Annotated in this window: 14 protein-coding genes and 1 pseudogene; 11 read left to right on the forward strand and 4 right to left on the reverse strand. The window is 71.1% G+C overall.

Features of this window, described 5'->3' with window-relative positions:
* The coding region (locus AOK11_RS21785) for a helix-turn-helix domain-containing protein (RefSeq protein WP_240497439.1) at positions 1 to 399 on the reverse strand (399 nt) is incomplete at its 3' end.
* A gap of 249 nt (positions 400 to 648) precedes the next feature.
* Between AOK11_RS21785 and AOK11_RS21790 the strand changes: the two genes are divergently transcribed.
* The 11 genes from AOK11_RS21790 (at position 649) to AOK11_RS21840 (ending at position 11755) form a co-directional block, all read left to right on the forward strand.
* Positions 649 to 1620, forward strand: coding sequence for an ABC transporter substrate-binding protein (locus AOK11_RS21790; protein WP_055595411.1), 972 nt, complete (start codon positions 649 to 651; stop codon positions 1618 to 1620).
* Positions 1617 to 2471 (forward strand): ABC transporter permease, encoded by an 855-nt coding sequence (locus AOK11_RS21795; protein ID WP_240497440.1) that lies wholly within the window; start codon positions 1617 to 1619, stop codon positions 2469 to 2471. Before AOK11_RS21790 ends, AOK11_RS21795 begins: the two co-directional genes overlap by 4 nt.
* Entirely contained in the window at positions 2468 to 3256 is a 789-nt protein-coding gene (locus AOK11_RS21800) for an ABC transporter permease (RefSeq protein ID WP_055595412.1), read from the forward strand. Before AOK11_RS21795 ends, AOK11_RS21800 begins: the two co-directional genes overlap by 4 nt.
* Positions 3253 to 4071, forward strand: coding sequence for an ABC transporter ATP-binding protein (locus tag AOK11_RS21805; protein WP_055595413.1), 819 nt, complete (start codon positions 3253 to 3255; stop codon positions 4069 to 4071). The genes AOK11_RS21800 and AOK11_RS21805 overlap by 4 nt, the downstream gene beginning before the upstream one ends.
* The gene (locus tag AOK11_RS21810) at positions 4064 to 5263 is read left to right on the forward strand and encodes a flavin reductase family protein (RefSeq protein WP_055595414.1); all 1200 of its coding nucleotides are present in this window, start codon (positions 4064 to 4066) and stop codon (positions 5261 to 5263) included. Before AOK11_RS21805 ends, AOK11_RS21810 begins: the two co-directional genes overlap by 8 nt.
* Positions 5264 to 5300: 37 nt before the next feature.
* Positions 5301 to 6179: a VOC family protein gene (locus AOK11_RS21815; RefSeq protein WP_055595415.1), complete on the forward strand. Its 879-nt coding sequence runs from the start codon at positions 5301 to 5303 to the stop codon at positions 6177 to 6179.
* Between the two features lie 30 nt (positions 6180 to 6209).
* Entirely contained in the window at positions 6210 to 7376 is a 1167-nt protein-coding gene (locus AOK11_RS21820) for an acyl-CoA dehydrogenase family protein (RefSeq protein ID WP_055595416.1), read from the forward strand.
* The gene (locus tag AOK11_RS21825) at positions 7376 to 8266 is read left to right on the forward strand and encodes an alpha/beta fold hydrolase (protein WP_055595417.1); all 891 of its coding nucleotides are present in this window, start codon (positions 7376 to 7378) and stop codon (positions 8264 to 8266) included. Before AOK11_RS21820 ends, AOK11_RS21825 begins: the two co-directional genes overlap by 1 nt.
* A gap of 67 nt (positions 8267 to 8333) precedes the next feature.
* On the forward strand, positions 8334 to 9197 hold the full coding sequence (locus tag AOK11_RS21830; protein WP_240497441.1) for an alpha/beta fold hydrolase: 864 nt from the start codon (positions 8334 to 8336) through the stop codon (positions 9195 to 9197).
* Positions 9198 to 9359: 162 nt separating this feature from the next.
* Positions 9360 to 10823: a 4-hydroxyphenylacetate 3-hydroxylase family protein gene (locus tag AOK11_RS21835; protein WP_055595419.1), complete on the forward strand. Its 1464-nt coding sequence runs from the start codon at positions 9360 to 9362 to the stop codon at positions 10821 to 10823.
* A gap of 92 nt (positions 10824 to 10915) precedes the next feature.
* Positions 10916 to 11755, forward strand: coding sequence for an aldo/keto reductase (locus tag AOK11_RS21840; RefSeq protein ID WP_055595420.1), 840 nt, complete (start codon positions 10916 to 10918; stop codon positions 11753 to 11755).
* A gap of 20 nt (positions 11756 to 11775) precedes the next feature.
* Here the strand turns inward: AOK11_RS21840 and AOK11_RS21845 are convergent, their stop codons facing one another.
* From AOK11_RS21845 to AOK11_RS45225, 3 genes and pseudogenes are all read right to left on the reverse strand, one after another.
* Positions 11776 to 12237, reverse strand: coding sequence for a TIGR03618 family F420-dependent PPOX class oxidoreductase (locus AOK11_RS21845; RefSeq protein WP_055595421.1), 462 nt, complete (start codon positions 12235 to 12237; stop codon positions 11776 to 11778).
* Positions 12238 to 12338: 101 nt separating this feature from the next.
* Positions 12339 to 12602 carry a hypothetical protein gene (locus AOK11_RS21850; protein ID WP_055595422.1) on the reverse strand — a complete coding sequence of 88 codons (264 nt, stop codon included), beginning with the start codon at positions 12600 to 12602 and terminating at the stop codon, positions 12339 to 12341.
* 378 nt (positions 12603 to 12980) lie between these two features.
* Positions 12981 to 13111, reverse strand: a pseudogene (locus AOK11_RS45225) (IucA/IucC family protein); the annotation flags it as partial.

Here is a 13111-nt window from a genome sequence, read left to right on the forward strand (position 1 = left end):
CCGGGCAGCCGGCTGCTGCGCGACTGCGCCCGCCCGGCTCACCTGCACGCGAGCACCCGGCTGCCGGTCGCCCTCGCGGGTCACCAGGGCGACCGGCAGCCGGGTGCTCGCGTGCAGGTCGACCAGAGCCGGGCGGGCGCAGTCGCGCAGCAGCCGGATGTCCGGGACACCGTGGCCGAGCCGCCACAGGCGCGGGCCGAGCCGGTAGCGGCCGCGGCCGGTCCGCTCGATGGCGCCGTGCTCGGAGAGGGTGGCCAGCATGCGGTGCACGGTCGCCGGCGGCAGGTCGGTCACCGCGCAGATGTCGGCGACCGAACGCTCGGGCTCGCCGCCGGTGAAGCAGCCGAGGATGTCGAAGGCCCGCGCCAGCACGCCGCGCTTGCCGTTGATCTCGCTCATCTCGGCTCCATCCCGCCCGCGTCCGGCGCTGTCCGTCGGCCAACCATTTTCAGCCAGAACGTATGTGTATACGGAACGTACGCGACGTCCTGCGTTACGTCGAGGTTTCCGTGGGAGCCGAGTTGAAATTCCGATTGGTGAGGGATCGGGCCACTCGAGGGCCCTGTTTTGCCACTGTCGTCATGCCCGCCACGGACGCAACTTCCGAACGAGCCGCACTGCCGGGCACGACAGAAGGACTGGACCCTCATGGCTTCCACTCGTTTTCGCGCTCTCGCCGCGACCGCCGTCGCGGCGCTGGCCCTGTGTACCGCCTGCTCCTCCGACGGCTCCGGCTCGGACGCGTCGGCCGACGGGCCGCTCAAGCTCGCCGTCTTCGCCTCGCTCAACGGCGTCCCGGCCTTCGCCGCGGACGAGGAGGGCGTGTTCGAGAAGCACGACCTGGACGTCACGATCAGCACGGCGAAGACGTCCACCGAGATGGTTCCGCAACTGCTCGGCGGCAAGGTGGACCTCGCTCTGCTGGACACCGCCACCTCGCTCGTCGCCGCGGGGCAGGGCGTGGACCTGGTCTATGTCGCCGGCGCGACCGACGGCGGCATCCCCAAGGGCCAGGAGGAGTTCAGCTTCGCCAACGTGTGGGTCCAGAAGGACTCCCCGATCAAGTCGCTGGCCGACCTGACCGGCAAGACCGTGGGGGTGCCGCAGATCAAGAGCGCGCCCTGGGTCGACCTGCGCGGTTCCGTCGACGAGGCCGGCGGCGACAGCTCCTCCATCAAGTTCATCGAGTCCCCGGACCCCCTGGCCGCCCTGAAGTCCGGCCAGGTCGACGCGACCACCACGCCCGAGCCGGTGGGCACCGTGGAGCGCGCCAAGGGCGATCTGCGCCCGCTCGGGCCGGTCAACTCCGGCGGCGGCGGGATCGCGTACGTCTGGGTCACCACCCGGGACTTCGCCGAGGCGAACAAGGGGACCGTCAAGGCCTTCGGCGAAGCGGTGCGCGAGGGCAACGCGGCGGTCAACGGCGACCGTGAGCTGCTGGTGAGGACCGCCGCCGAGGTCCTCGAGGCGGACGCCGGCCTCCTGGAGAAGGCCGCGTTCCCGGTCTACGCCGAGAAGCCGCTGACCGCCGAGGACGTCGAGTTCTCCGTCGAGTACATGAACAAGTACGACCTGTTCGAGAAGGGTGCCCCGGACGCCGCGAAGCTGGTCGGGCCGTGACCGGCACGAAGGCCGAACCGAGCGTGACCGGCACGAAGACCGAGCGGGCCGCGGCCGGCGCGAGGTCCGGGGCCGTGCCCACCGGCGTCCGGCGGCTGGTCAACCGGCTGCTGGCCATCCTCGTGGCGCTCGTCGTCTGGCACCTGTTCGCCCTCGGGCCCGGGGCCTCCAGCGACTTCCCGACACCGCTGGAGAGCTTCCGGACCGCCATCGACCTGGCCGGAACCGGCGCCTACTGGTCGAACATCGCCACCTCGGTCGAGACGGCCCTGCTGGGGCTGGCCCTCGCCGTGCTGGTCGGCCTTCCGGCAGGTCTGCTGATCGGCGCCAACGAGCACGCCCGGCGCAGCACCCAGCTGCTCCTCGACTTCGGCCGGACGGTTCCCGCGATCGCGCTGCTGCCGCTGTTCCTGCTGCTCTTCGGCGCGACCCGCGATCTGGGCCTGGTCCTGATCCTGGTCTCGGCGGTCTGGCCAATCATCATCCAGACCTCCTACGCGGTCGGGGAGATCTCGCCCCAGCTGCGCCGGGTCGGGCGGGCGTACCACCTGACGCGGTGGCACCTGCTGCGGCACCTGATCGCGCCGTCGATGTTCCCGTTCGTCTTCGTCGGCCTGCGGATCGCCGCGACGCTCTCCCTGCTGATGGCGATCAGTTCGGAGTTCCTCGGCGGCTCCGACGGTCTCGGCTACGTCCTGCTGCAGGCGATGCAGATCAACGACACCGAGCGGGCGTTCGTGTACTCGTTCACCGCGGCGACCCTCGGCCTGCTGCTCAACCTGGTCTTCGTGCTGCTGCAGCGCCGCGTGCTGTGGTGGCACCCCTCGGTCCGTAAGGGAGGTGCGGCATGAACCGGACGCTGAAGGTCGCGTCGCTGGTCGCGCGGGAAGTGTGGCTCCCGGTTCTGCTGGTCGCCGCCTGGTGGTGGCTCAGCGCCGGCAGCACCTCGCTCTACTGGCCCGCTCTCTCGGAGATCACCGACCGTTTCGTCGACCTGTGGTTCTTCGACCACCTCCTCGAGGACGCGCTGCCCAGCGTGGTCCGGCTGGTCACCGGCTTCGGGATCGGGTTCGCCGCCGCCGTGGTCCTCGGCCTGGTGCTCGGCTCGGTCCCGGCGCTGGAGGACGCGACCCGGCCGCTGGTGGAGTTCATGCGGGCGCTGCCCAGCGTGGCGCTGCTGCCGATCATGATGCTGCTGCTCGGCACCGACGACGACATGAAGGTGGTCACCATCGCCTTCGTCTCCACCTGGCCGATCCTGCTCAACACCGTGGAGGGCGTCCGGTCCGTCGACCCGGTCCTGCACCAGGTCGCGGCCGGCTACCGGCTCAGCACCTGGCACCGGATCCGCTACGTCGTCGTCCCCGCCGCCCTGCCCCAGGTCTTCGCCGGAGCCCGGGTGGCGCTGTCGATGTCGGTGGTGGCGATGGTGCTCACCGAGATGGTCGGCAGTCCGGGCGGGCTCGGCTACTTCGTCCTCGACTCGCAGCGCACGTTCGACATCGTCGCGATGTGGACCGGCCTGATCGTGCTGGGCCTGATCGGCTACGCGGCGAACAAGGCCTTCGGACTCGTGGAGGCCCGGGTGCTGGCCTGGCACCGCGGCTACACCAAGCAGAAGGAGGATCAGCGATGAAGGCGCAGACCACCCCGGACACGGACGCTCCGGACACCGGCGCGCCGGGCGCCGGCGTCACCGACCCGATCATGCAGGTCCGCGGGCTCGGCCACAGCTACGGCGAGCGCCAGGTCCTGAAGGACCTGGACTTCGAGGTCGGCCGCGGCGAGCTGATGTGCGTCGTCGGCCCCTCGGGCGTCGGCAAGACCACGCTCCTGGAGTGCCTGACCGGGCTCCGCCGCCCCAGCGAGGGCCAGGTGCTGTTCGACGGCAAGCGGATCGAGGCCCCGCCGCGCGGTCTGGCCATCGTCTTCCAGGACTACAGCCGGTCGCTGATGCCCTGGCTCAGCGTGCTCGACAACGTCGTGCTGCCCCTGCGCTCGGCGGGTATGGCGAAGGCCGAGCGGGAAGCGACCGCGCGGGAGGCCCTGGCCGAGGTCGGTCTCTCCGACTTCACCGGCTCCTACCCCTGGCAGCTCTCCGGCGGGATGCAGCAGCGGGTCGCGATCGCGCGGGCGCTGGCCTACCGGCCGGCCGTGGTGGTGATGGACGAGCCGTTCGCCTCGGTGGACGCCCAGACCCGGGCGGACCTGGAGGACCTGCTGCTGCGGGTCCGCGAGCACCTCGGCATCACGGTGCTGCTGGTCACCCACGACATCGACGAGGCCGTCTACCTCTCCGACCGGGTGCTCGCCCTGGGCGGGAAGCCGGCCGGAATCCGGCAACTGCTCACCGTGGACCTTCCCGGCCCGCGCGAGCAGGTCACCACCAAGGCGCTGCCTCGTTTCGCCGAGCTGCGCAGCCAGGTCTACCGTCTGATCCGCCATGTCTGAGCCGACCACGGGCACGGCCCCGACCGCGATCGACCCGCACCTGTTCCGCGAGGCTCTGGGGCACTACCCGACCGGGGTGGCCCTGATCACCGCGACCCTCGACAGCGGCGAGCAGATCGGGATGGTGGTCGGTACCTTCACCTCCGTCTCGCTGGACCCGCCCCTCGTCGCGTTCCTGCCCGACCGCGGCTCGCGCACCTTCGCCCGGCTGCGGGAGGCGAGCACCTTCTGCGTCAACGTGCTCGCCGCCGACCAGGCCGATCTCGTCACGAGCTGGCGCGGTCCGGAGTCGTTCGCCGGCGTCGCGTGGCGGCCCTCGCCGTCCGGCGCGCCGATCCTCGAGGACTCGGTCGCCTGGATCGACTGCGCCTACCACCAGCTGGTCGAAGCCGGTGACCACTACATCGTGCTCGGCGAGGTCCGCTCGCTGGACGTGCAGCGGCCGACGTGTCCGCTGCTCTTCTTCCAGGGCGGCTTCGGCGGCTTCGCGTCCTCGTCGTTCCTGGCCCCGGCCGACCACGACCTGATCCGGGCCGCCCGGCTGAGCGAGGCGGCGATGGAGCCGCTGGCCGCCCTGGCCGCGGAGGAGTCGGCCGACGTCTCGCTGCTCGCGCTGGTCGGCGACCACGACGTGGTGATCGGCACCGAGCGCGGCTCGGCGATCCGCACCTATTTCGAGATCGGCCTGCGACTGCCGCACCTGCCGCCGACGGGCGCGGTGCACCTCGACCCCCGGGACGAGGCCGCCGTCACCCGCTGGCTCGACCGGCTGCCGCGCAAGGACGCCGCCGCGCGCGAGCGCTGCCGGGAGATCCTGGAGCGGGTGGCCGTCCAGGGCTACTCGCTCAACCTGGTGGGTCACGGCCCGGACCAGGAGACCTGGCAGGACGTCGCCCGGTACATCCACGGCGAGCCGACGCCGCGCCGTCAGCGCCAGGTGCTCACCATGCACCTGGACCACCTCGACTACTACGAGCCCGACCTCGATCCGGACGGCACCTACGACGTCCGCTCCATCACGGTGGCGGTGCCGATGGCCGGCGTCCCGCAGCTGGCGGTGCGGATGTCCTTCCCGCCGGGAGGGGCCGACGCCGCGACCGTGGCCCGGTGGGGGGCGCAGGTGCGCGAGCGGGCCGCCGAGGTCGCCGACCTGATCCAGATCCGGTTCGGCCAGGATCGTGTGCTGGGCTGAGCACCCACACGCACAGAGAACGACTGCGAGGAGAAACATGACCGCCCGAGTCACCGCCCTGGGTTACCTGCGGTTCACGGCCACCGACCTCGACCACTGGCAGGACTTCGGCCAGCGGGTGCTCGGGCTGATGGCCGACCGCAGAGGTGACGACCGCCTGCTGTTCCGCGTGGACGAGAAGAGCTACCGGCTCGAGGTGCGTCCCGGCGAACGGGGCGGCGTGAGCGCGGTCGGCTGGGAGACCAGGGGGCCCGCCGAGCTCGCCGAGCTGGAGGCGCGCCTGGTCGCCGCCGGGTACGAGGTGACCCGGCCGGGCGAGGCGGTGGCCAAGGAGCGGATGGTCTCGGACCTGATCCGGTTCCGTGACCCCGACGACTGCTACGACCACGAGGTCTTCTGGGGCCTGAGCACCTCCTCGGCGCGGTTCGCCTCCCCGATCGGCGCGGAGTTCGTCGCCGGGACCGAGGGCCTGGGGCACGTACTGCAGGTGGTCTCGGACCGTGCCCGCTACGAGTCGCTCTTCCTCGACGTCCTGGGCTTCCGGCTCTCCGACCACATCGACCTCGCCCCGGACCTTGCAGCAACGTTTCTGCACTGCAACCCCCGCCACCACTCCTTCGCCTTCACCCCGCAGGTGGGGGGCCGCCCGCTGGGCGTGGGGCACTTCATGCTCGAGGTCACCGACCTCGACGTGATCGGCCGGGCGATGGAGCACATCGAGGACGAGCCGCACCGACTGCTGAAGACGTTCGGCCGGCACAGCAACGACCGGATGGTCAGCTTCTACCTGCTGACCCCGTCCGGCGTGGGGCTCGAGTTCGGCACCGGCGGCATCAAGATCGACGACGAGACGTGGACACCCACGCGGTACGACACCGCGCACTTCTGGGGCCACCACTCCGTCGACCACCACTGACCCGACTGCCCCACCAGAGAGGAAGGCGCCATGAACGCCGTGCTTGACCGCGTGATGGAACACGCCGAGCTGCTGGAGAGCGACGGACCCGTGTCCGAGGAGCTCGGCCGGGTCAGCGACGAGGTCGCTGCCGTGCTGCGCGAGTCCGGTGTGATCCGGATGCTCCAGCCCCGCGACTTCGGCGGCTTCGAGTCCCATCCGACCGAGTTCCTGCGCACCGCCTACGAGATCGGGCAGCGCAACGGCGCGGCCGGCTGGATCACCGGTGTGGTGGGTGTGCACCCGCACGAGCTCGCCCAGGGCGATCCGCGGATGCAGCGCGAGATCTGGGGCGAGGACCCCGACACCTGGGTGGCCTCGCCGTACGCCCCGATGGGCCGGGCGCGGCCGGTGGAGGGCGGCTACGTCTTCAACGGCCGCTGGCCGTTCTCCTCGGGCACCGACCACTGCCAGTGGGTGATGATCGGCGGCCTGATCACCGACCAGGAGGGCGACGTCACCGACCGGGAGACGATCCACTTCGTCATCCCGCGCAGCGACTACGAGATCCTGCACGAGTCCTGGGACGTCATCGGGCTGCGCGGCACGGGCAGCAAGGACATCGTCGTCAAGGACGCCTTCGTGCCGGAGCACCGGCTGATCCGGACCAACCCGGTCACCGACGGCAGCGCCGGGTCGATCGCGGGCCGGGACGCGCCGCTGTACTCGATGCCGCGCAACGTGGTCTTCTCCGGCGCGGTCACCACGGCGACGATCGCGCTGGCCCAGGGCACCCTGGCCGCGTACGTCAAGTGGACCCGGGAGCGCAGCAGCCGGTTCGGCTCCGCCAGCCGCGACCCGTTCCAGCTCTCCGTGCTGGCTCCGGCGGCCGCCGACATCGACGCCAGCATCGGCCACGTCCTGCACGACATGGACCGGGCGTTCGACATCGTCTCCTCCGGACGGCTCCTCACCCTGTCCGAGCGTGCCGAGATCCGCCGCAACCAGGTCTCCGCCTCGCACCGCGCGGCCGCGGCCGCCGACGAGATCTTCAAGGTCAGCGGCGGCTCCCAGCTGCACGCGAAGAACCCGATGCAGCGGATGTGGCGGGACTGCCAGAGCGCCCTGCACCACGTGCAGAACTACGCGGGTCCGCTGTACCAGGCCTACGGCATGAACTACTTCGGCGGCGAGATGCCGGCGGCGGTGAAGGTCTGATGACGACCGGCACCCGCGAGCAGCCCGTCCACGAGCCGCTCACCCGCGAGTCCACCTCCCGGTTCGTCACGGTCGGCGGCACCCGCATCCACTACCACGAGGCGGGCACCGGCCCGGAGGTCCTGCTGTGCGTCCACGGCGGGGCGCCCGGGGCGTCGGGCTGGGGCAACTTCGGCACCAACATCGCCGAGCTGTCCCGGCGCGCCCGGGTCCTGGTCGTCGACCTGCCCGGTTACGGCCGTTCCGACGCCATCGAGCTGTCCGGCGGCAAGTACCGGCCCTACGCCGACGTGTTCGCCGCGATGCTCTCCGAGCTGGGCGTCGAGCGGGCGAGCGTGGTCGGTCTGGCCACCGGCGGCGCGGTCGCGCTCGCGATGGCCCTGCACCACGCCGACCGCGTGGACCGCCTGGTCCTGGTCTCCAGCGCCGGCGGTGTCCCCCTGTTCAGCACGATGCCGTCCGAGGGCCAGAAGGCGATCCGCTCCTACTACGCGGGCGAGGGCCCGTCGCGGGAAAAAATGCGCGCCTACCTGCGGATGATGATGTTCGACCCGGGGCTGGTCACCGACGAACTCGTCGAGGAGCGGTACCTGGAGTCGGTCGCCGGCGGCGAGGAGCGCCGGGCCGGCGCCGAATCGGCGGGCGTGCCGGCCGAGCCGCTGTGGCAGGAGCTGGGCCGGATCAAGGTGCCGACGCTGATCGTCTGGGGCACCGAGAACCGGGTGCAGGGCTTCGACAACGCCCTCTTCCTGCTCAAGCAGATCCCCGACGCCCAGCTGCACCTGTTCAAGCGCACCGGCCTGTGGGTGCCGTACGAGCGGGCCGCGGAGTTCACCCGGCTGGTCCTCGGCTTCCTCGCCGAGCACCCGGCCGGCCCGGTCGCAGCCTGAGCCCGGCCTCCGCCCCGAGCCCACGAGCCGGTCCGGGCCCGGCCGAGACCCGAGTTCCAAGGAGAAGATGATGACGTACACGAGCGTGTGGTCGGACCTGGCACAGGTCGAGTTCCGTCAGGGATACCTGGAGACGGGGCCGTACCGGACCCGGTTCCTGCAGTCGGGCAGTCCGGACAAGCCGCTGCTGCTGATGCTGCACGGGATCACCGGGCACGCCGAGGCGTACGTGCGGAACCTGGCCGCGCACGCGGAGCACTTCAACTGCTACGCGATCGACTTCATCGGCCACGGCTACTCGACCAAGCCCGAGCACCCGCTGGAGATCCCGCACTACCTCGACCAGGTCCACCGGGTGCTGGACGCACTGGGTCACGAGAGCGCGTACTTCAGCGGGGAGTCACTGGGGGGCTGGGTGACCGCGCGGTTCGCGCAGCTGCACCCCGGGCGCACCGAGCGGATCGTGCTCAACACGATGGGGGGCACGATGGCGAACCCCCAGGTGATGGAGCGGCTGCTGACCCTGTCGACGCAGGCCGCCGAGGACCCCTCCTGGGAGCGGGTCAAGGCCCGTCTGGAATGGCTGATGGCCGACCCGTCGATGGTCACCGACGATCTGATCAGGACCCGGCAGGCGATCTTCGAACAGCCGGACTGGAGGACGGCCTGCCGGATGAACATGGCGCTGCAGGACCTGGAGACCCGGCGGCGCAACATGCTCAGCGACGACGACCTGCGCGCCATCGAGGCGGAGGCGCTGGTCGTGTGGACCACCAAGGACCCGTCGGGTCCGGTGGACGAGGGGCGCCGGATCGCGGACCTGATCCCGCGGGGCCGGCTCGCGGTGATCGAGAACGCGGGCCACTGGCCCCAGTACGAGCAGACCGAGACCTTCAACCGGATCCAGCTCGACTTCCTGCTCGGCCGCTGACCTCCGCTCGGCCTCCGCTCCACCGGCCGGACCGTCACCGCGACGGTCCGGCGGCCGTTCCCCCTGCTCCCCGGCTCCCCTGCTCCGTGACCCGGGAGCCGGGCCACCACGTCGCGTCCCGCTCGGACGCACTCGCCAAGCCTCAGCACAAGGAGTGACGACATGGGACTTCGTTCGGGTGCCGCGTACCTGGAGGGTCTGAGAGACGGGCGCAGCCTGTACATCAACGGTGAGCGGGTCGACGACGTCACCGCCCACCCCGCCTTCCAGGGCGTGCTCACGACGCTCGCCGGGCTCTACGACGCCCAGCTGGACCCGGAGTTCGCCGACGTCCTGACGGTGTGGGACGGCGCGACCGGGGAAGCCCACAGCACCACCCTGCTCGAGGCGCGGACCCACGAGGACGTCCTGGCCAGGCTGCGCTGCGACCGGCTCAGGACCGAGCTGACCTACGGCATGATGGGCCGGCTCCCCGACTTCATGAACGCCTACCTGCTCGACGTCCGAAGCAGCCTCGAGCACGTCGGCAAGCACGAGGAGGCGGCCCGGATGGGGGCCTACCTCGCGCGGCTGCGCCAGGAGGACCTCGCGGTCACCCATACGCTGGTGGACCCGCAGAGCGACCGCTCGACGCAGGACGCCCCGCCGGAGGCGGTGCGGATCGTGGAGCGTCGCGAGGACGGCATCGTGATCCGGGGCGCCCGTCTGCTGTCCACCCTCGCCCCGGTGGCCGACGAGGTCTTCGTCGGCCCGTACGTGCCGCGCCGGCCCGGCCAGGAGGACTACGCCCTGGTCTGCACGCTTCCGCTCGACGCGCCCGGCCTCAAGATCGTCTGCCGGCAGGCGTACGACCGTGGGGACGGTCTCTTCGACACCCCGCTGAGCGGCCGGTTCGACGAGGGCGACGCGATCCTCGTCTTCGACGACGTCTTCGTCCCCGAGGACCGGGTCGTCGTCGCCGGCGACCTGGACGCGTACAACAACGTGGTGCGCAACGCGGTCGGCTACGGCCCGCTCCAGGGCGCGGCGCGCAGCACCTCCAAACTGAAGTTCCTGGCCGGGCTCGCCACCGTGGCCGCGCGGACCACGGGCCGGGCGACCTCGCCGCGCTATCAGGAGGAACTCGGGGAGGTCATGGGCCTGTTGAACGTCGCCGAGGGCATCCTCGACGGGGCCGCGGTCGACCTGAGCCGCCGGATCGGCGAGCGGCGCGACCCCGGATCGGTGCGGCGCGGACACGGCTGCCCGGGCGAGGAGTCGCGGGTCGGCATCGCGGCGCTGACGTTCTTCTTCCCGCACGCGATCGCCAGGGCGGTCGAGGTGCTCCGGCTGGTCGCGGGCAGCGGCGCGATCGTGATGACCGAGGGCGAGCTGCGGCACGAGGAGATCGGCCACCTCGTGGAGAAGTACGTCCACGGCCCGGGGGTCGGTGCCGAGCGACGCCTCCGGGTGATGCGGATGGTCTGGGACATGACCTGCAGCCCGTTCGCCGCCCGCCAGGCACTCTACGAGCGCTACTACACCGGCGACCCGGTCGTCGGCAGGGTGCTGTTCTTCAACGCGCCGAAGACCCGCGAGGCGGAGGCCCTCGCCGAGCGCCTGCTGGGGGCGACGCCCGCCGAGTAGCGTCCGAGGCGCAAGAGGCGTAAAAGGCCGGGCCATCGGCCAACTGCGCTGCTAGCGTTTCCCCTTGGGCGGGGGGGAGAGACCGTGCTGCAATGACATCGACCGAGTTCCGTATCGGCGGAGATCTGGGCGTACGGCGGCTGGGGTTCGGAGCCATGCGCCTGTCGACGGACCCGGGGCCGGCCCGCGCGGGCGCGCTCGCGGTCGCCCGGCGGGCCGTCGAGCTGGGCGTCACGCTCATCGACACCGCGCATCTGTACGGCGGCGGAGCCAACGAGGAACTCCTGGCCGAGGCCCTGCACCCCTACCCCGATGATCTGCTGATCACCACCAAGGTCGGGGTCGCCCGCACCGGTCCCGGGGGCGAGTGGAAGCTCGACGGGCGGCCGGCTCTCCTGCGCGACCAGGTCGACCAGGCCCTGCGGCGGCTGCGCGTGGAGCGGATCGAACTGCTCCAACTGCACCGCATCGATCCCGCCACACCGCTCGCCGACCAGGTGGGCACCCTGCGGGACCTGCGGACCGAGGGGAAGATCGGCAGGATCGGGCTGTCCGAGGTCACCGTCGACGAACTCGGCCGGGCGCGGGAGATCGTCGACATCGCGAGCGTGCAGAACCGGTACAGCCTGCTCGACCGTGAGTACGAGCCCGTGCTCGCGGCCTGCGAGGCGGCGGGCATCGCGTTCCTGCCGTGGCGTCCCGTCGCCTGGGGCGAAGCGGGGGCGACGGCCGGGATCGCCGCCGTCGCGGCCGAGCTCGACGCCACCCCCACACAGGTCGCGCTGGCCTGGCTCCTCGGCCACTCACCGGTGCTCCTCCCGATCCCCGGCACCGCCCGGATCGACCACCTGGAGGAGAACGTCGCCGCGGAACGGCTCGAGCTGACCCCGGCCCACCTCGAACGCCTCGACCGTCTGCACGAAGCGGGATAGGTACCGGTTTCCCGGCCCGCCTACCCGGCGATGTCGAGCGCCGTTCCGTACAGCCGGTCCACCTTCAGCCGGACGACCACCCGGCGTTCGGCGACCAGTTGCTCCAGGAACGCGGCTTCGTCCTCCGGCTTCGCGGCCTCCGGAACCAGCGCGAGCAGTTCCCGCCCCACCGCGTCGCCGGGGACCGTCGTGACCTCGGAGACCTCCGCCTCGCCCTCCGCGACGGCGAACGACCACACGTCGCCACCCCGCACATGCAGCGCCGCACGGGGATCGCGCCGCAGGTGCTTGGGTTTGGCGCGGTCGGCCGTCGTCGAGAACCGCACGACACGGGCCTCGGCGTCCCAGCTGTAGGCCATGGTGGTCAGATGCGGGTGGCCGCTGCTCTTCACGGTGGCGAGGGTGCCGAACTGCTGTGCGCCGAGCAGGCGGGAGAGGGCTTCGTCGGACAACGGGCGTGGCCCCGGGCGGTCTTCAGTCATGCGACGGTCAACGTCCGTAGTGACTCCGGGTGTTCCCCGGCCTGACACTTTTGCTTGCGTTCCCTTCTCGCCCCTCATCGGCAACGACCTTCACCACTGGGCTACTTGCGCACTCCGTCGATGCCGAAGGCGAATCCCTGAAGGATCAGAGCACACAGGAACAACACCATGAAGACGGTCAGGTTCGTGAGTCTCACCATGCCCACGGCAAGACCCATGACCAGCAAGCTGGCACCCCACCATTGCGGGTGCACGGGTCGGCGGACCCAGAAGGCGCTGACCCGTCCGGTGACGAGGGCGAACGCACCACCGGCCACAAGGAGCAACGCCAGCAGGACGGTGAGGAGGAAGAAGAACTGTGACACCGGCGAGCTCCTGAAGTGATCGAGACAGGCGTGGCGGGCCACCCATGGGTCCGGCAGCGGGTGCCTTCGACGAGGCGCCCTCCTCCGCGGACCTCACCGTCACCGGCGGGCTCCCACCCTCACGGCTGAGCCGGTGATCGCCCATACTTGATCGGACGCTCCCACCGAGCGAGATCACGGCTGATTATATGAGCGCAACACCCCGCCTCGGCACGCCGATCCCTGCCTCGGCCTCCGCGTCGGCGCCCCGTTTCTCGAGCCGTGGGCGCCCACTGCCGAACGGGACAGCGAGACAAGCGGTGCGGGCCAGCTGATCTGCTCTGATCGACTCTCGCCCGACTCGCAGGAACCGGACACAGGACCCGGAGCCGCGTGCGCCTATGTCGCCGCCAGCGGATTGGGGACCGGCAGGTAGCGGGCCGCTGCTCCGTCGGCGTCGGTCCAGCGCAGGAGGAGGTTGGTCTTGGCGGGGAGGGTAGGGGTGGTGAAGAGGGCCTGGACTTCCGGGA

It is taken from the genome of Streptomyces hirsutus (assembly GCF_001418415.1).
In the GTDB taxonomy this organism is placed as follows: Bacteria; Actinomycetota; Actinomycetes; order Streptomycetales; family Streptomycetaceae; genus Streptomyces; species Streptomyces hirsutus.